Raw genomic sequence first — 17542 nt, forward strand, 5'->3', positions numbered from 1 at the left:
GAGAGCCGGAATGATCGGACGTTTGAACCATATCGCGATTGCCGTTCCCGACCTCGAGAAGGCGGCGGAGCTCTATCGAACGGTGATGGGAGCCAAGGTGAGCGCCCCCAAGGCGCAGCCGGCGCATGGCGTCACGGTCGTCTTCGTCGAGCTGCCGAATACCAAGATCGAGCTGCTGCACCCGCTGGGGGAGAAGTCGCCAATCGCCAATTTCCTGACCCGTAACGCCGATGGCGGCATCCATCACGTCTGCTACGAGGTCGAGGACATCTACGCCGCCCGCGACAAGCTCAAGGCCGGCGGCGCCCGCGTTCTGGGCGATGGCGAGCCCAAGATCGGGGCGCACGACAAGCCGGTGTTGTTCCTTCATCCCAAGGATTTCACTGGCACGCTGATCGAACTCGAACAGGTCTGAGGACGCCATGGGCTGGGCTACCGGCATCATGGTCTACCTGGTGATCTGGTGGACCATACTGTTTGCGGTTCTGCCTCTGGGCGTTCGTCGGGTGCAAAATCCCGGGAAAGGGCAGGATCGAGGAGCACCGGAGCGGCCCGACATCCTCAAGAAGGTGGTGATCACGTCCCTTGTCGCCGGGGTCCTGTGGATCGGCTTCTATGTCCTGCACCAGGCCGACATTTTTGATTTTCGGCACTGGGCGTCGACTTATTGAAGTAATTTCTTAACAATTGCCCGCTAAGTAGCGGAAAAGAAAACGGCGGGCCTCTGCCCGCCGCTCCTCAAACCCCGAAACTCGTCGTCTGGCGGCTTCGCCGCTCTCCTCCCTAAACTCGGACTGTGCCCAAGTCGCAGGCTGTTTAACCCGCCATTTTTGTTTTGCCAAGACTATTTCTTTCGATCTCCCAGGGTTGACGGAACGATTGTTATGGTCGTGGGCGGGGATAACACAAACAAATGTCCGTGCGGCCGACCCTGATTATCCGATGACCAGATATTTGATTACGAATAGAACAGCCAGGATCGCGACGGCGGGATGCAGGTCGCGGATACGGCCGGCCGCCAGCTTGATGCCGGCATAGGAAATGAACCCGAAAGCGATGCCGTCGGCAATCGAGAAGGTGAAGGGCATCGCGATCGCCGTGATGACGGCCGGCGCCGCTTCCGTCACATCGTCCCATTCGACCTCGGTCAGACCGCGGGCCATCAGGCACGCGACATAAAGAAGAGCGGGGGCGGTGGCGTAACCGGGAATCGATCCGGCCAATGGAGCGATGAAGAGCGCGAGCAGGAAGAGGACGCCCACCGTCGCCGCTGTCAATCCGGTGCGGCCGCCGGCGTTGATGCCCGACGCGCTCTCGATATAGCTCGTGGTGGTCGATGTGCCGATCGCCGCTCCCAGCATGGCGGCCGCGCTGTCGGACATCAGCGCGCGCTTGAGGCCGGGGACGGTCCCATCCGGGCGCATGAAGCCGCCGCGATGGGCCAGCGCGATCAGCGTACCGGTGTTATCGAACAGGTCGACGAACAGGAAGGCGAAGACCACGGTGACGAGCCCGACCTTCAGCGCACCGGCAAGATCCATCTGCAGGAACACGGGTGCGATCGACGGTGGAATATCGAAGACGCCTTCGAACTTCTGCTCGCCGGCAATGATGGAGATCGCCGTCACGGCGAGGATGCCGATGATGACGCCGCCCATGATACGGCGGTACTCCAGGGCGACGATCAGGGCGAAGCCCAGCATGGCCATCAGGACTGGCCAGCTCTTGAGCTTGCCGTGGGTGACGAGGGTTGCCTGATCGGCCGTCACGACGCCGGCGTTCTTGAACGCGATCAAGGCCAGGAACAGGCCGATGCCGGCGGCAATGGACATCTTCAGCGATTTCGGGATCGCGTTGACGATCCATTCGCGGACCGGCAGCACGCTGATGATGAAGAAGAGGATGCCGGAAATGAAGACGCAGCCAAGCGCTACCTGCCAGCTGTAGCCCATGCCGCCGACGACGCCGAAGGCGAAATAGGCGTTGAGCCCCATGCCAGGGGCGAGCGCGATCGGATAGTTGGCCAGGAAGGCCATGAGGAAGCAGCCGACGGCAGCCGCCACGCAGGTCGACACGAACACCGCCCCAACGGGCATCTTGGCCATGCCGAGGATCTGCGGATTGACGAAAATGATATAGGCCATGGTCAGGAAGGTCGTGATCCCCGCCACGATCTCGGTCTGCGCCGTGGTGTCGTGCTCGCGCAGCTTGAATAGACGCTCCAGCATATGCGTATCTCCCCCGAGGTTGCTGCAGTGTGCGGGCATGGGCCTGTGCAAAACCAGTCGCCGCTTGGGCCGTTTGCCTTTAGAAGGCCCGTTCCCTACAGTCCGCGGCCATTGTGGACGCCCCAGCCAAGGATCGATCAAGCATGCGCATGAGCCAATATTTCCTGCCGACCCTCAAGGAAAATCCGGCGGAAGCGCAGATCGTATCGCATCGTCTCATGCTGCGGGCCGGCCTCATCCGCCAGACCAGCGCTGGCATCTACGCCTGGCTGCCGCTCGGCTTCCGCGTGCTGAAGAACATCGAACGGATCGTCCGCGAGGAGCAGGACCGCTCGGGCGCACAGGAAGTGCTGATGCCGACGATCCAGTCCGCCGACCTGTGGCGCGAGAGCGGCCGCTACGACGCCTACGGGCCGGAGATGCTGCGCATCAAGGACCGCCACGATCGCGAGATGCTGTTCGGGCCGACCAACGAGGAGATGATCACGGTCCTGTTCCGGGATGGCGCCAAGAGCTATCGCGATCTGCCGAAGAACCTCTATCACATCCAGTGGAAGTTCCGGGACGAGGTCCGGCCGCGCTTCGGCGTCATGCGCGGGCGCGAATTCCTGATGAAGGACAATTATTCCTTCGACGTCGACAAGGCCGGCGCGATCCATTCCTACAACAAGATGTTCGTGACCTATCTGCGCACCTTCGCCCGCATGGGACTGAAGGCGATCCCGATGCGCGCCGATACCGGGCCGATCGGCGGTGATCTGAGCCACGAATTCATCATCCTGGCGGAAACCGGCGAGAGTGCCGTGTTCTGCCACAAGGGTCTGGTCGACAAGGACATCCTGGGGCGCACCATCGATTACAGCTCGGACCTCCAGCCGATCGTGAACGAGTGGACGTCGCTCTATGCCGCGACCGACGAGATGCACGACAAGGAGGCTTTCGAGAAGATTCCCGAGAGCGAGCGGCTGGCGGCACGGGGCATCGAGGTCGGGCACATCTTCTATTTCGGTACCAAGTATTCCAAGCCGATGAATGCCGTGGTCGCTGGCCCCAACGGCGAGCAGATCACGGTCGAGATGGGTTCGTATGGCATCGGCGTGTCGCGGCTGGTCGGCGGCATCATCGAGGCAAGCCATGACGAGGCCGGCATCGTCTGGCCGGAGTCGGTGGCACCGTTCAAGGTCGCGATCGTCAACCTGAAGCCGGATGACGGTGCGGTCGCCGGGGCCTGCGGCAAGCTCTATGACGCTCTGCAGGCCAAGGGCGTCACCGTGCTGCACGACGACCGCGACCTGCGGCCGGGAGCCAAGTTCGCCGATATGGATCTGATCGGCACGCCCTGGCAGATCATCGTCGGCCCCAAGGGATTGGGTGCCGGCAAGGTCGAGCTCAAGAACCGCAAGACCGGCAATCGCGAGGAACTGGCGATCGACGCGGTCGTGGCCGAACTGTCCAGCCGGCTCGGCTGAGGCGGGCCGGGCCGCCATCATGGCCTTCGGCGCCGTCGAACGCCTGATCGCCTTTCGCTACCTGCGCGCCCAGCGCGAGGAAGGCTTCATCTCGGTGATCGCCGGCTTCTCGCTGGCGGGGATCGCCCTCGGCGTCGGCACGCTGATCGTCGTGATGGCCGTGATGAACGGCTTTCGCATCGAGATGCTGCACCAGATGTCGGCGATCAGCGGGCAGCTTGGCGTCCAGGGCAATCGCGATGGGCTGGTGGCGACGCCCGACCTGCTCGCACGCCTGCGCGCCATCCCGGGCGTTGTCTCGGCAACGCCGTCCGCCGAAGGGCAGGTGATCGCCGTCGCGGGCGACAAGGTGCGCGGCGTGCTGCTGCGCGGCATGAGGCCCGAGGATTTCAAGGCGCGGCTGCCGCTCTCTGCCGCGATCGACGGCCCACCGGAGGTGCGGGATCGTTACCGGGCTCTGTGCCGAGGCGACGACGACAAGCCGATCGATTGGGGTACGCTCAAGGGCTTCGGCGACCAGTTCACGGTCGTGATCGGGCGGCGCTTCGCCGATCTGATGGGCCTGAAGGTCGGTGATCGCATCCAGCTCGTGTCGCCGGTCTCGATGGTCACGCCACTGGGCGTGATGCCGCGATCGGGAAACGCCCGGGTGGCGGCGATCTTCTGCGCCGGCATGTACGACTACGATGCCAACTTCGTCTATGCGCCGCTGGTCGACGTCCAGCGCATGCTCGATCTCGGCGACAAGGTCACGACGATCGAGATCTTCCTCGACAACACGGTGTCGGTTGCCGCGGCGCGTCGGGCCGTCAGCGAGGCGGTGGGGCTGCAGGGCTGGGTCTTCGATTGGTTCCAGGCCAATGTCGGCTTCTTCTCCGCCATAGCGGCCCAGACCAATGTCATGTTCCTGGTGCTCACCATGATCGTGCTGGTGGCGGCGTTCAACATCGTCTCCAGCCTGGTGATGCTGGTGCGGACCAAGACTGCGGACATTGCCATCCTGCGGACCATGGGCGCCACACGCGGCGCCATCCTTCGGCTGTTCCTGATCGATGGCCTCGCCATCGGCGGAATCGGGACGTTGATCGGCGTCGTCCTGGGGCTTGCCTTCGCCGACAATATCGAGGCGATCCGTCAGTGGCTCCAGCACACGTTCGGCCTCGTGCTGTTCGACGAGACGCTTTACCTGCTCGCCGAAATGCCGTCCCACATCGAGTGGCAGGAAGTGGCCGGCATCGCCTTCATGGCGATCTTCTTCGCCCTGGTCGCTTCCCTGTATCCGGCCGCGCGGGCCGCCCGTCTGGATCCGGTGGAGGGCCTGCATCGTGAATAGCGGTACGGTGCTGGAGCGAAACGGTGCGGTGGAGCGCTGGCTCGCCTGGCGTTATCTCGCCACACGGCAGCGGGAAGGGTTCGTTTCCTTCATCGCGATCTTCTCGCTGATCGGCGTGGCGCTGGGGGTCGGGACGCTGATCGTCGTACTGTCCGTCATGGGCGGATTTCGCGAACAGCTCATTGGCCGCCTGATCGGCATGAACGGGCACATCGTGATCACGGCACGGGACGGTATGCTGGAGGCTACCAGCGATCTGGTGGCGACGTTGCGGCAGATGCCGGACGTCAAGGCCGTGCATCTGACGCTGGAGCGGCAGGCACTCGTGACCTTCAACGGCCAGACCCGGGCGGCTGTCCTGCGTGGCGTCAGGACCGAGGACCTGCTGTCGCGCGACATCATCGCAAAGAACATAGTACGGGGCGAACTGGGTGCCTTTGGCACACGGCCCGGCGTGGTGATCGGGGAAAGGCTGCGACAGGCGCTCAACGTCGATATCGGGGACAAGATCACGTTGGTGACGCACCGGCTGAACGAGGCCGGCACGATCGCGCCCCGCTATGCCGATTACGAGGTCCTCGCGAGTTTCCTGACGCGGCGCTACGAGTTCGACTCGGCCTTCGTGTTCGTGCCGCTGTCGATGCTGCAGGAGGACCTGGAGTACGGGCTGCGGACCGTGAGTTCCATCGATATCGAGCTTCCGGATCCCGCTGCGGCGCCGGCCGTGGCAGCCGCCATCCGCAAGGCGCTGCATCGCGACGACCTCAAGGTTGCCGATTGGCAGAGCCTCAACGCCCGCTTCGTCGGCGCGCTGCAGGTCGAACGCGTGATGATGTTCGTCATTCTGAGCCTCATCGTGCTGGTGGCGGCCATGAACGTCGTCGCAAGCTTTACCATGCTGGTGCGGGTGAAGCGCGGCAGCATCGCCATTCTCCGCACCATGGGGGCGGGGCAAGGCACGATCGTGCGTGCCTTCTTCATGGCGGCGGCAGGTGTCGGCGTGATCGGTACGGTAGTCGGGACGGCTCTCGGCCTGCTGGTCTGCGCCAACATGTCGAGCATCGGCCGGCTGCTCTCGGCATTGACCGGTGCCACGGGCAGCGGCATGGCGGAGGTCGATTTCATCACTTCCATGCCGGTGCGGGTGCAGCCCGTCGAGGTCCTGAGCATTGTTGTGGTCGCGATCGTGCTGTCTTTGGCGGCCGCGGCTTATCCAGCGTGGCGAAGCACGCGCGTCGAACCGGTCGAAGGCCTCCGTCATGAGTGAACCCGCCTGCCTGCTCTCTCTGCGTGGAATCGTGCGGACCTTCATCCAGGGCGATCGCCGACTCGAAGTGCTGCGCGGTGTTTCGCTCGATCTCCATGCCGGGGAGATCGTCGCGCTGGTGGGGCAGTCGGGCAGCGGCAAGTCGACCCTTCTGCACATTGCCGGTCTGCTCGAACGGCCGGATGACGGCGACGTCGTGATCGATGGCCGGTCGGTGCAGGGCTTTGGCGATGCGCCACGAACAGCACTGCGCCGCAAGTTCCTGGGATTCGTCTACCAGTACCACCATCTGCTGCCGGAGTTCTCGGCCCTCGAGAACGTGATGCTGCCGCAGATGCTGAATGGCCTGCCGCGGAGCCAGGCGAGGCTGCGAGCCATGGAGCTTCTGTCCATGGTGCAGCTCAAGGACCGTGCCGATCATCGGCCGGGACGCCTGTCGGGCGGCGAACAGCAACGGGTGGCCATCGCCAGGGCGGTCGCCAACGCGCCTCGGGTCCTGCTGGCGGACGAGCCGACCGGCAACCTCGATGCGGGGACGTCGGAGACAGTCTTCCGGCAATTATTGACCCTGGTCCGGGAAACGGGAATGGCGGCACTGATCGCCACCCACAATCCGGAGCTCGCCGCGCGCATGGACCGGACGCTGCGGCTGAGGGACGGGGTGCTGAGCTGAACGCATGGCCGGTTAAGCCTCGGGCGGCCGATTAGCGCCTCGCTTTCCACAAGATTGGCGCGCCATAGTAGGGCGTGCCCATCGCCGATTTCGTCCATCTCAAGGTCCGCTCCGCCTATTCGCTCACCGAAGGCGCGAACAAGGTCGACAAGGTCGTCGGCCTGGCCAAGGAGAACGGGATGCCGGCGGTCGCCGTCACGGACCGCAACAACCTGTTCGGCGCCCTCGAATTCTCCCAATACGCCACCAACAATGGCGTGCAGCCGATCATCGGCTGCGATCTCGCCATACGGCGGGAGGAGGAAGGGAATATAGCGGTCGCCGCCAAGCTTCCGTCCGTGGACTGGCTGACGCTGCTGGTGCAGAGCGAGGCTGGCTACATAAACCTGATGCGCCTGGTGAGCCGGGCGCATCTCGACTTCAAGACCGGGTCACTGTCCGCTTTGCCGCTGGAGGAACTCGAAGGTCATGCCGAGGGATTGTTGGCGCTGACCGGTTCGTCTGGCAGTGCCGTCGGACGCCTGCTGGCGGCCGGACAGGTGCCTGCGGCCGCCCATCAGCTCGAGCGGCTGGAGAAGCTGTTCCCCGGACGGCTCTATATCGAGCTGCAGCGCCATGGCGAGGAGACGGAACGCCGGATCGAAGGGCCGCTGCTCGAACTCGCCTACGAAAAGGGCGTGCCCATCGTCGCCACCAACGACGTCCATTTTCCCAAGGCGGCGATGTACGAGGCGCACGATGTGTTGCTGTGCATCGAGCAGGGCGCCCATATCGACGATCCCAATCGGCGACGGCTGACGCCCGAGCACTATTTCAAATCGGCGGAGGAGATGCGCAAGCTCTTCGCCGACATTCCGGAGGCCTGCGACAACACGCTGGTGGTGGCCCGGCGCTGCGCCTACATGCCGACGCCGCGCAAGCCGATCCTGCCCAGCTACACCAAGCTCAAGGGTCGGTCCGAGGGTGAGGCGCTGCGGGCCCTGGCCCAGTCGGGGCTGGAGGAGCTGCACCAGCTCGGGCGGTTGGCCGAGCATATCGAGTTCAAGCGCTACGAGGAGCGGCTTGTCTACGAACTCGACATGATCGAGAGGATGGGCTTCGCCGGTTACTTCCTGATCGTTGCCGACTTCATCCAGTGGGCCAAGGACAATGGCGTGCCGGTGGGGCCGGGCCGCGGCTCGGGCGCCGGTTCCCTGGTCGCCTGGTCGCTCAAGATCACCGATCTCGACCCCTTGCGCTGGGGACTGCTGTTCGAGCGCTTCCTCAATCCCGAGCGCGTGTCGATGCCGGACTTCGACATCGACTTCTGCCAGGACAAGCGCGACCGGGTGATCCGCTACGTGCGCGGCGAGTATGGACATGACCGTGTCGCCGCCATCATCACCTTCGGCAAGTTGCAGGCGCGGGCGGTGCTGCGCGACGTCGGCCGCGTGCTCGGCATGCCCTACGGCCAGGTCGATCGCATCTGCAAGCTGGTGCCGAACAATCCCGCCAATCCGGTGACGCTGGCCAAGGCGCTGGAGACGGAGCAGCTCCTCAAGGATCAGTACGAGGCGGACGAGGAGATCAAGCGATTGATCGATCTCGCCTTGCAGCTCGAGGGCCTGTTCCGCAACGCCTCCACCCACGCCGCCGGCGTCGTCATCGGCGATCGCCCTCTCGACACGCTCGTGCCGCTGTTCCGCGACACGGACGACAAGGAGTCCCTGCCGGCGACCCAGTTCAACATGAAATGGGTCGAGACCGCCGGTCTGGTGAAGTTCGACTTCCTCGGACTCAAGACGCTGACCGTTATCGAGAAGGCGTGCGATCTGATCGGGCGGGACAAGATCAATATCGCCAAGCTGCCGCTCGACGATCGCAAGACGTTCGAGCTGCTGGCCCGGGGCGATGGCTCGGGGGTGTTCCAGCTCGAAGGCAACGGCATGCGCGACGTGCTGCGCAAGATGAAGCCGGACCGGTTCGAGGACATCATCGCGGTCGTGGCGCTGTACCGCCCGGGCCCGATGGAAAACATCCCGAGCTACATCAAGCGCAAGCACGGCGAGGAGGCGCCGGATTACCTGCATCCGCTGCTGGAAGGGATCCTGAAGGAAACCTACGGCATCATGATCTACCAGGAGCAGGTGATGCAGATCGCCCAGGTGCTGTCGGGCTATACGCTCGGCGGCGCCGATCTGCTGCGCCGTGCCATGGGCAAGAAGATCAAGGCCGAGATGGACGCCCAGCGTGCGACCTTCATCGAGGGCGCCGAGGGGAAGGGCGTAAATCGCGACAAGGCCTCGTCGATCTTCGACCAGGTCGACAAGTTTGCCGGCTACGGCTTCAACAAGAGCCATGCCGCCGCCTACGCGCTCGTCTGCTACCAGACCGCGTATCTGAAAGCGAACCATCCGGTAGAATTCTTTGCCGCCACGATGACGCTCGACATGGGCAACGTCGAGAAACTGAACGGCTATCGCCGCGACCTCGACAAGCTTGGCGTTCAGCTGCTGCCACCCGACGTGACCCGGTCGTCGGCCGAGTTCACCGTCGAACTGACGCCCGAGGGCAAGAAGGCAATCCGCTATGCCCTGGCGGCCATCAAGGGCGTGGGCCGGGAGGCGATGACGCGCCTGGCAGCGGAGCGAGAGACCAACGGCCCATTCAAGGACCTGTTCGATTTCGCCGAACGCCTCGACCAGCGCGTGTTGAACAAGCGTCTGGTCGAAAGCCTGGTGAAGGCCGGCGCGTTCGACACCCTCAACAAGAACCGAGCCCAGACCTTCGGTGCGATCGAAGCGCTACTGCGCCACTCCCAAGCGACGCACGAAGCACGCGGCAGCAACCAGAACAGCCTGTTCGGCGATGACACCGCCCAGCGCCGCCCGCAGCTTCCCAAAGTGCCCGACTGGGCGCCGATGGAACGGCTGCAGCAGGAGTTCTCAGCGATCGGCTTCTATCTGTCCTCGCATCCGCTCGCGGCCTACGAACGCAGTCTGCAGCGGCTCGGCGTCGTGCGGGCGGCCGACCTTCCGGCCTTGCTGGCGCGGGGCACACCGGGCCGTATCAAGCTTGCCGGCACGGTCATCGACCGGATGGAGCGGGTATCGGCCAAGGGCAACCGCTTTGCCTTCGTGCAGTGCTCCGATCAGTCGGGTGCCTTCGAACTGACCTGCTTCAGCGAAGTGCTGAGCACCAAGCGCCAGCTTCTGGAGGCGGGGCAGGCGATCCTGGTCTCGGCCGACGGGCGGCTCGATGGCGAGCAGGTGAAGCTGATGGCGCAGTCGGTCGAGAAGCTCGAGGACGCCGTCGCCAATTCCGCCGCCGGCCTGCGCATCGTGATTTCCGACCCGACGGCCCTCGACGCCCTGCGCAAGCATCTCGAGGGCAAGCGCGGCCGCGGTCGCGTGACTCTCGTCGTTCCGATCGCCGAGGAGTCGGAAGCGGAAGTGACCTTGCCCGGAACCTATTCCATCGCCGGCGGCCTGCGCGACATCATCGGCATGCTGCCGGGCGTGGCGCAGGTGGAGGAGATTTGAGCGGCCAGATCGGCCTGTTCGAGCAACCGGCGCCCGCGCGGCGCCCCAAATCGGTTGGCGATGTGCTGCCGAGCCGCGAGTCGCCGCTCCTGCAGGCGCCGGTTCTGCCACCGGAAATCCGGCTCGGCACATCGTCCTGGTTCTTTCCCGGTTGGCGAGGCTTGGTCTACGAGGGGCTGTATCCGCAGACGGCCCTCAGCAAGAAGGGGCTCGCCGCTTACGCCCAGATTCCCATGCTGCGCACCGTCAGCCTGGATCGGACGTTCTATGCGCCTCTGACCATGGTCGAGTATGTCCGCTACGCCACGCAGGTGCCGGAGCATTTCAGTTTCGTGGTGAAGGCGCCGGCGCTCGTTTGCGACGCCGTGATGCGTGACGAGGAGGGGCGGGGAAAGGTGCCCAATCCCCATTTCCTCGATCCCGCGATTGCGGCGCGGGAGTTCGTCGTGCCCTGCATCGAAGGACTGGGGGCGAAAGCAGGACCGCTGGTGTTCCAGATCTCTCCGTTGCCGCGCAGCCTCGCGGAAGAGGCGCCGCTCCTGATCGAGCGTCTGGCGTTGTTCTTTGCCGCCTTGCCCACGGCCTTGGGCCGGCACCGGCCACTCTATGCGCTGGAATTGCGCAATAGCGACCTGCTGACCCCCCGCCTGATGCGCACGCTGCGTGAAGTCGGCGTTCGATATTGCGTTGGGCTGCACGATCGCATGCCCGAAGTGGAACGTCAGGAAACGGCCTTGAAGGCGCTCGATGGGGACGAGCCTGGCGACCTTGTGGTCCGCTGGAACCTCCATCGCGGCTTTCTCTACAAAGCGGCCCAGCAGCGTTACGACCCGTTCGACAAGCTGGTCGACGAAGATCCGGTAACCCGGCGCATCCTGGCACGGATGGCCGCGACCGCGTTCAAGGCCGGCCGCAAGGTCTGGATCACGGCCAACAACAAGGCCGAAGGCAGCGCCCCGCTCACCCTGCTCAAGCTTGCCGAGGAGATCGCGGACGCGCTTGGGACAGCGGGGACAGACGGGACGCCCGGGACGATCGGCACAAGCACTTGATTTATCATGCTAAAATTGTCCCAAACGGCAGGGACGGTACGGGACGGCCGCAGCCTAAGTAGTTGATTCCCTTGGACCTTGCATTTGGCGCCATAACCCCCTAGAACCGCGCCACTTCGCACGCGGGTTTGCGGTCGACGGGGAGACATCCCGCCGCTCGCTCCGGTGTCCCGAACAGGGACAGGCGCCCGCGGAGGCTCAACCGGAAAAGGAGAAACGGCATGACCATGCCGACATTTACGATGCGTCAGTTGCTGGAAGCGGGTGTCCACTTCGGTCACCACACCCGGCGTTGGAACCCCAAGATGAAGCCGTACCTGTTCGGGGTGCGCAATGGGGTTCACATCATCGACCTCACCAAGACGGTCCCGCTGCTGGAGCAGGCCCTGCTGCAGGTGCGCCAGGTCGTGGCCAATGGCGGCCGCGTGCTGTTCGTCGGCACCAAGGCGGCTGCTGCGGATCGCGTGGCCGACGCGGCCCGGCGCTGCGGCCAGTACTACGTCAATCATCGCTGGCTGGGCGGCATGATCACCAACTGGCAGACCATCTCTGCCTCGATCAAGCGCCTGCGCGAGCTCGATGACCGGCTCAAGGGCGACGTGGTCGGCCTGACCAAGAAGGAGCAGCTGGACCTGACCCGCGAGCGCGACAAGCTCGAGCGGTCGCTGGGCGGCATCAAGGAGATGGGCGGCACGCCGGACATGCTGTTCATCATCGACACCAACAAGGAGGCGATCGCGGTCCAGGAAGCCCGCAAGCGCGGCATTCCGATCGTCGCCATCCTCGACAGCAATTCGGATCCGGACGGCGTCGACTTCCCGATCCCGGGCAACGACGATGCCATCCGCGCCGTGTCGCTGTACTGCGACCTGATCTCGAGCGCAGTGCTCGACGGCATCCGGGCCGAGATCGCGGCCTCGGGCGGCGACGTGGGCGAGCTTTCCGAGCCGCTGACCGAGGAAGTGCCGGCCGAGGCCGTAGAAGCGGGCGCCGAAGCATCCCCGGCCGAGTAACGGCCCCTCTGGCGAAGACATAGCGGGGCCGGTCGCAAGACCGGCCCTTATTGCACTGATGGAGTCTGAAGATGGCTGAGATCACCGCATCACTCGTCAAGGAACTGCGCGAGAAGACCGGCGCAGGGATGATGGATTGCAAGAAGGCGCTGAACGAGACGCTGGGCGACCTCGAGAAGGCCGTTGACTGGCTGCGCACCAAGGGCCTGTCCGCTGCTTCCAAGAAGGCCGGCCGCGTGGCGGCCGAGGGCCTGGTCGGCGTCGCCGCCGAAGGCACCCGCGGCGCGGTCATCGAGGTCAATGCCGAGACCGATTTCGTCGGCCGCAACGAGCAGTTCCAGAAGTTCGTCACCGCGGCGACCAGGATCGCCCTCGAGCAGGGTGGGGATCTGGCCAAGGTGGCGGCAGCTCCCTATCCGGGAACTGGCCGCGACGTGCAGGCAGAGCTCACCAACCTGATCGCCACGATCGGCGAGAACATGAGCCTGCGCCGCGCCGCCTCGATCTCGGTCTCCGACGGTGTGGTCGTGGCGTACACGCACAATGCCGTGGCGCCCGACCTCGGCAAGATCGGCGTGCTGGTCGCGCTGGAATCGGCCGGCGATAAGACCAAGCTCGCCGCTCTCGCCAAGCAGCTCGCCATGCACGTGGCCGCGGCCAACCCGCAGTCGCTGACCGTTGCCGATCTCGACAAGGCGCTGATCGAGCGCGAGCGTGCGGTGCTGGCCGAGAAGGCCGGGCAGAGCGGCAAGGCGGCCGACATCGTCGCCAAGATGGTCGAAGGCGGCCTGCGCAAGTTCCACCAGGAAGTCGTGCTGCTCGAGCAGGCCTTCGTGATGGACGGCAAGACGAAGGTCTCGAAGGTGGTCGAGGAGGCGGGCAAGCAGGTCGGTGGCCCGGTGCGCATCGCCGGTTACCTGCGCTTTGCCCTGGGCGAAGGCATCGAGAAGAAGTCGGAAGATTTTGCGGCCGAGGTGGCCGCTCAGCTCAAGAAGTAGTATGGATAACCCGCCGGCGCGCGGATCTCGTGGTCCGCGCCGCCCAAGAACTGTTCAGAGGCACTGATGCCGCCCGCTCCTCGCTACCGCCGCGTCCTGCTTAAGCTCTCGGGCGAGGGTCTTATGGGGGATCGAGAATACGGGCTCGATCCCGGCATGGTCGGGATGGTCGCCCAGGAGATCAAGACCGTGCACGAGATGGGCGTGCAGGTCTGCCTGGTCATTGGCGGCGGCAATATCTTTCGCGGCGTGTCCGCTGCGGCCTCGGGCATGGACCGGGCGAGCGGCGACTACATGGGCATGCTGGCGACCGTCATCAATTCACTGGCCATGCAAAGCGCCCTGGAGCGACAGGGGCTGCAGACCCGGGTCCAGTCGGCCATCCCCATGACCACGGTATGCGAGCCCTATATCCGCCGGCGGGCAGTGCGCCACATGGAGAAGGGGCGGGTGGTGATTTTCGCCGCCGGGACGGGCAATCCGTTTTTCACGACCGATACTGCGGCCGCCCTGCGCGCGGCCGAGATGAGTGTCGACGCCATGCTCAAGGGGACGCAGGTCGATGGCGTCTATTCCGCCGATCCGCGCAAGGACAAGGCCGCCAAGCGGTACGACACGCTGACCTACATGGACGTGCTGTCGCGCGATCTGCAGGTGATGGATGCCTCAGCAATTTCACTGGCGCGCGAGAACCGTATCCCCATCATCGTGTTCGACATTCACAAGCCCGGCGCGTTTGCCCAGACGATGGCGGGCCAGGGTACGTTTACGGTGATCAAGGACGAGGGCTGACGATGAGCACGGACCCCAAGGAACTCGAACGACGCATGCAAAGTGCGCTCGATGCGCTGAAGAAGGAATTCGGGGGCCTGCGGACGGGGCGCGCGTCCGTCGCGCTGCTCGACCCGGTCCATGTCGAGGCCTATGGCCAGCGCATGCCGCTCACTCAGGTGGGCACGGTGAGCGCCCCCGAGCCTCGGCTGCTGACGGTGAACGTCTGGGACAAGGGTCTCGTGGTCTCCACGGCCAAGGCGATCCGCGAGGCCGGACTGGGCCTGAACCCGGCGCCGGACGGACAGATGATCCGCATTCCCATTCCCGAACTCACCGCCGAGCGGCGCAACGAACTGGCGAAGCTTGCCCACAAGTACGCCGAGCAGGGCCGCGTCGCGGTGCGCAATGTCCGCCGCGATGGCATGGAGGCCCTGAAGAAGGCCGAGAAGGATCACAAGATCTCCCAGGACGAGCACCGGCAGAAGTCCGATGAGGTCCAGAAGCTTACCGATCGCTACGTCAAGCTGGTCGACGACGCGCTGGCCCACAAGGAAAAGGAGATCAAGACCGTCTGATGTCGACCGCGTCTCTGCCTGCCAACGCCGGCGTCACGCCCGGGCCTCAGCACGTTGCCATCATCATGGATGGCAATGGGCGCTGGGCCAAGGCGCGTGGGCTGCCTCGGGTAGCGGGACACAGGCGCGGTGCGGACGCTGTCAGACGTGTGATCCGCGGCGCGGCGGAGCTCGGCATTCCGGTTCTGACGCTGTTCGCCTTCTCGACCGAAAACTGGGCCAGGCCCGTCGCCGAGGTCAGCGACCTGATGGGGCTGCTGCGCCACTATCTTCGCAGCGAGCTCGACGAGCTGGCGCGCAACGGCGCCCGGCTGCGGGTGATCGGCGATCGGACCCGGCTTGCGCCGGACATCGTGCGCGACATCGTTGATGCCGAGGCTAAGACCCGCTCCAACACGCGTATCGACGTCAATATCTGCATCAACTATGGCGCGCGTGACGAGATCCTGAGTGCCACGCGGAGTCTGGCGCGCAAGGCCGCAGCCGGCGAGATCAAGGCCGACGAGATCGACGAGGCGATGTTCGAGAGGGAACTGCAGACCGCCGGCGTGCCGGATCCGGACCTTCTGATCCGCACCAGCGGCGAACAGCGCATCAGCAATTTCCTGCTGTGGCAATGCGCCTATGCCGAGCTCGTGTTTGTCGACACGCTCTGGCCGGACTTCGACAAGAGCCATCTCGAACAGGCGGTCACGGAGTTCAGACGACGGGAACGGCGCTATGGCGGCGTCGGCAGTTAGCGCGCCCGGTACGCCACGGCGCTTTCGCGGTCTTCTTCTACGCGTTGCCTCGGCTGTTGTACTGGCGCCGCTTTGCGCCGCGGCGATCTGGTATGGATTCCCCTGGATCGACCTGCTGGCAGCCATCGCCGCGCCGATCATGGTCTCCGAGTGGATCCGCTTGACCAGAGGCCGTCCGTTCGCGCGGCCGCTAGCGATATTGTATGGGCTGGCGGCGGTCGTCGCGCTGCTCTGGTTGCGCCATCAACCTGCTTGGGGACGAGAAACCGTCATCTGGACCATCGCGTGCGTCTGGGCGACGGATATCGGTGCCTACTTCGTCGGCAGCCTGATCGGAGGCGCCAAGCTTGCGCCAGCCATCAGTCCGAACAAGACTTGGTCCGGACTGATCGGCGGCATGTGTCTCGCTGCGATCGCCAGTGCGTCGTGCGGCGTGGCCTTCGATGCCGGCGATCCCCTGCAGCTGGCGCTTGTCGGCGCGGCGATGGCGGTGATCTCGCAGGCGGGAGATCTGCTGGAGTCAGCAGCCAAGCGCCGGGAAGGCCTGAAGGACAGCGGCCATCTGATTCCGGGGCACGGCGGGCTGCTGGATCGCATCGATGGTCTCATCGCCGCGCTGGTGGCGGTCGGCCTGGTGCGTCTGATCGGAGGAGGGAACTGGCCATGGCAATGATGCGCTGGACGGCACCTTCGCACGATGAGCCGCGCAGCATCACGATCCTGGGCTCGACCGGGTCGGTCGGGCAGAGCACGGTCGATCTCATTGCCCATGCCCCGGCGAACTACCAGGTCGAAGCGCTGGTCGCCGGCAATTCCGTTGAGGCGCTGGCCGATCAGGCGCGTCGCCTGCACGCCAAGATGGCCGTGGTCGCCAACCCGCAGCGCTACCGCGCGTTGAAGGATGCCCTGGCGGGCAGCGCAACCGAGGCCGCTGCAGGCCCCGAGGCCGTGATCGAAGCCGCTTCCCGGCCCGCGGAATGGGTCATGGCTGCCGTCGTGGGGTTCGCCGGGCTGGAGCCGACACTGGTCGCCGCGCGCCGCGGTGCCATGGTCGCCCTGGCGAACAAGGAAGCGCTGGTCTGTGCCGGCCGGCTGCTCATGGATGCGGTCGAGCAGTCGGGCGGCGTCCTGCTGCCGGTGGACTCCGAGCACAATGCGATCTTCCAGGTGTTCGAGCCCGGCCAGTACGACGCGGTCGACCGGCTGGTGCTTACCGCCTCCGGCGGCCCGTTCCGCGACTGGTCCCTGGCAGAGATGGCACTGGCCACCCCGGAACAGGCGCTCGCCCATCCCAACTGGGACATGGGTGCCAAGATCTCGATCGATTCCGCCACCATGATGAACAAGGGCCTCGAGTTCATCGAGGCCAACCTTCTGTTCGGATTGCCGCCGGAGCAGATCGAAATCGTCGTGCACCGCCAGTCGGTGATTCATTCCATGGTCGCCTATCGCGATGGCTCCGTCCTTGCGCAACTGGGGACGCCCGACATGCGGGTGCCGATAGCCTATACGCTCGGCTGGCCGGCGCGCATTGACAGTCCGGCAGCGCGACTGGATTTCACGGCCCTGTCGCCGCTGACGTTCGAGCGGCCCGATTCCGGCCGTTTTCCCTCTCTAAGACTCGCGCGTGAGGCACTGGCCTTGGGAGGGCTTGCACCGACTGCGATGAACGCGGCCAACGAAGTGGCCGTCGCGGCCTTTCTGGCGCGCCGAATCGGATTTCTCGACATTGCCCGGATCGTAGAGGACGTGATGACCGGCGGGCGCGGTTGGGAAGGGACCGTCGAGTCGCTCCAGCAGGTCCACGCCGCCGATCTGGAGGCCCGTCGCAGAGCCGAGGAAGCTATCAAAGGTCACAGCCTAACTAATTGAAGAAGAACGCAATTCGTGATGTAGTGA

At 64.9% G+C, this 17542-nt stretch carries 16 protein-coding genes; 15 read left to right on the forward strand and 1 reads right to left on the reverse strand.

Annotation, left to right across the window (positions count from 1 at the left end):
• The first annotated feature begins 10 nt into the window (after positions 1–10).
• A complete protein-coding gene (gene mce / locus B5D62_RS06035) occupies positions 11–415 on the forward strand; it encodes a methylmalonyl-CoA epimerase (protein WP_085932872.1) in 405 nt (134 codons plus the stop codon).
• A 7-nt stretch (positions 416–422) separates the two neighbouring features.
• Positions 423–671 carry a DUF1467 family protein gene (locus tag B5D62_RS06040; RefSeq protein WP_085932873.1) on the forward strand — a complete coding sequence of 83 codons (249 nt, stop codon included), beginning with the start codon at positions 423–425 and terminating at the stop codon, positions 669–671.
• A gap of 264 nt (positions 672–935) precedes the next feature.
• Here the strand turns inward: B5D62_RS06040 and B5D62_RS06045 are convergent, their stop codons facing one another.
• Entirely contained in the window at positions 936–2228 is a 1293-nt protein-coding gene (locus tag B5D62_RS06045; RefSeq protein WP_085932874.1) for an NCS2 family permease, read from the reverse strand.
• A 143-nt stretch (positions 2229–2371) separates the two neighbouring features.
• Between B5D62_RS06045 and proS the strand changes: the two genes are divergently transcribed.
• The 13 genes from proS (at position 2372) to dxr (ending at position 17515) form a co-directional block, all read left to right on the forward strand.
• Positions 2372–3697, forward strand: coding sequence for a proline--tRNA ligase (gene proS, locus B5D62_RS06050; protein ID WP_085932875.1), 1326 nt, complete (start codon positions 2372–2374; stop codon positions 3695–3697).
• A gap of 19 nt (positions 3698–3716) precedes the next feature.
• On the forward strand, positions 3717–5030 hold the full coding sequence (locus B5D62_RS06055) for an ABC transporter permease (RefSeq protein WP_085932876.1): 1314 nt from the start codon (positions 3717–3719) through the stop codon (positions 5028–5030).
• The gene (locus B5D62_RS06060; RefSeq protein WP_170920803.1) at positions 5023–6297 is read left to right on the forward strand and encodes an ABC transporter permease; all 1275 of its coding nucleotides are present in this window, start codon (positions 5023–5025) and stop codon (positions 6295–6297) included. The genes B5D62_RS06055 and B5D62_RS06060 overlap by 8 nt, the downstream gene beginning before the upstream one ends.
• Positions 6290–6970: an ABC transporter ATP-binding protein gene (locus tag B5D62_RS06065; protein WP_085932878.1), complete on the forward strand. Its 681-nt coding sequence runs from the start codon at positions 6290–6292 to the stop codon at positions 6968–6970. Before B5D62_RS06060 ends, B5D62_RS06065 begins: the two co-directional genes overlap by 8 nt.
• 74 nt (positions 6971–7044) lie before the next feature.
• Entirely contained in the window at positions 7045–10491 is a 3447-nt protein-coding gene (dnaE, locus tag B5D62_RS06070) for a DNA polymerase III subunit alpha (RefSeq protein ID WP_085932879.1), read from the forward strand.
• A complete protein-coding gene (locus B5D62_RS06075) occupies positions 10488–11543 on the forward strand; it encodes a DUF72 domain-containing protein (protein WP_085932880.1) in 1056 nt (351 codons plus the stop codon). The genes dnaE and B5D62_RS06075 overlap by 4 nt, the downstream gene beginning before the upstream one ends.
• Before the next feature lie 221 nt (positions 11544–11764).
• Positions 11765–12556, forward strand: a complete 792-nt coding sequence (gene rpsB / locus B5D62_RS06080; RefSeq protein ID WP_085932881.1) for a 30S ribosomal protein S2 — start codon at positions 11765–11767, stop codon at positions 12554–12556.
• A 71-nt stretch (positions 12557–12627) separates the two neighbouring features.
• Positions 12628–13554, forward strand: a complete 927-nt coding sequence (gene tsf, locus B5D62_RS06085; protein ID WP_085932882.1) for a translation elongation factor Ts — start codon at positions 12628–12630, stop codon at positions 13552–13554.
• A 63-nt stretch (positions 13555–13617) separates the two neighbouring features.
• Positions 13618–14346, forward strand: coding sequence for a UMP kinase (gene pyrH, locus B5D62_RS06090; RefSeq protein WP_473213614.1), 729 nt, complete (start codon positions 13618–13620; stop codon positions 14344–14346).
• 2 nt (positions 14347–14348) lie between these two features.
• On the forward strand, positions 14349–14903 hold the full coding sequence (gene frr, locus B5D62_RS06095; protein WP_085932884.1) for a ribosome recycling factor: 555 nt from the start codon (positions 14349–14351) through the stop codon (positions 14901–14903).
• Positions 14903–15643, forward strand: a complete 741-nt coding sequence (locus B5D62_RS06100) for an isoprenyl transferase (protein WP_085932885.1) — start codon at positions 14903–14905, stop codon at positions 15641–15643. The genes frr and B5D62_RS06100 overlap by 1 nt, the downstream gene beginning before the upstream one ends.
• Entirely contained in the window at positions 15624–16316 is a 693-nt protein-coding gene (locus B5D62_RS06105) for a phosphatidate cytidylyltransferase (RefSeq protein ID WP_085932886.1), read from the forward strand. Before B5D62_RS06100 ends, B5D62_RS06105 begins: the two co-directional genes overlap by 20 nt.
• Positions 16307–17515 (forward strand): 1-deoxy-D-xylulose-5-phosphate reductoisomerase, encoded by a 1209-nt coding sequence (dxr, locus tag B5D62_RS06110; protein ID WP_085932887.1) that lies wholly within the window; start codon positions 16307–16309, stop codon positions 17513–17515. The genes B5D62_RS06105 and dxr overlap by 10 nt, the downstream gene beginning before the upstream one ends.
• Positions 17516–17542: the final 27 nt, after the last annotated feature.

The sequence above is a fragment of the Enhydrobacter aerosaccus genome (assembly GCF_900167455.1).
GTDB classification, from domain to species: Bacteria; Pseudomonadota; Alphaproteobacteria; order Reyranellales; family Reyranellaceae; genus Reyranella; species Reyranella aerosaccus.

What these genes read in the sequence shown, in the direction of transcription:
- B5D62_RS06055 (WP_085932876.1), top strand. Translation starts at nt 3,717, where the DNA reads ATGGCCTTCGGCGCCGTCGAACGCCTGATCGCCTTTCGCTACCTGCGC.
- dxr (WP_085932887.1), top strand. Translation starts at nt 16,307, where the DNA reads ATGGCAATGATGCGCTGGACGGCACCTTCGCACGATGAGCCGCGCAGC.
- B5D62_RS06040 (WP_085932873.1), top strand. Translation starts at nt 423, where the DNA reads ATGGGCTGGGCTACCGGCATCATGGTCTACCTGGTGATCTGGTGGACC.
- proS (WP_085932875.1), top strand. Translation starts at nt 2,372, where the DNA reads ATGCGCATGAGCCAATATTTCCTGCCGACCCTCAAGGAAAATCCGGCG.
- B5D62_RS06065 (WP_085932878.1), top strand. Translation starts at nt 6,290, where the DNA reads ATGAGTGAACCCGCCTGCCTGCTCTCTCTGCGTGGAATCGTGCGGACC.
- B5D62_RS06100 (WP_085932885.1), top strand. Translation starts at nt 14,903, where the DNA reads ATGTCGACCGCGTCTCTGCCTGCCAACGCCGGCGTCACGCCCGGGCCT.
- mce (WP_085932872.1), top strand. Translation starts at nt 11, where the DNA reads ATGATCGGACGTTTGAACCATATCGCGATTGCCGTTCCCGACCTCGAG.
- rpsB (WP_085932881.1), top strand. Translation starts at nt 11,765, where the DNA reads ATGACCATGCCGACATTTACGATGCGTCAGTTGCTGGAAGCGGGTGTC.
- tsf (WP_085932882.1), top strand. Translation starts at nt 12,628, where the DNA reads ATGGCTGAGATCACCGCATCACTCGTCAAGGAACTGCGCGAGAAGACC.
- B5D62_RS06045 (WP_085932874.1), bottom strand. Translation starts at nt 2,228, where the DNA reads ATGCTGGAGCGTCTATTCAAGCTGCGCGAGCACGACACCACGGCGCAG.
- B5D62_RS06105 (WP_085932886.1), top strand. Translation starts at nt 15,624, where the DNA reads ATGGCGGCGTCGGCAGTTAGCGCGCCCGGTACGCCACGGCGCTTTCGC.
- frr (WP_085932884.1), top strand. Translation starts at nt 14,349, where the DNA reads ATGAGCACGGACCCCAAGGAACTCGAACGACGCATGCAAAGTGCGCTC.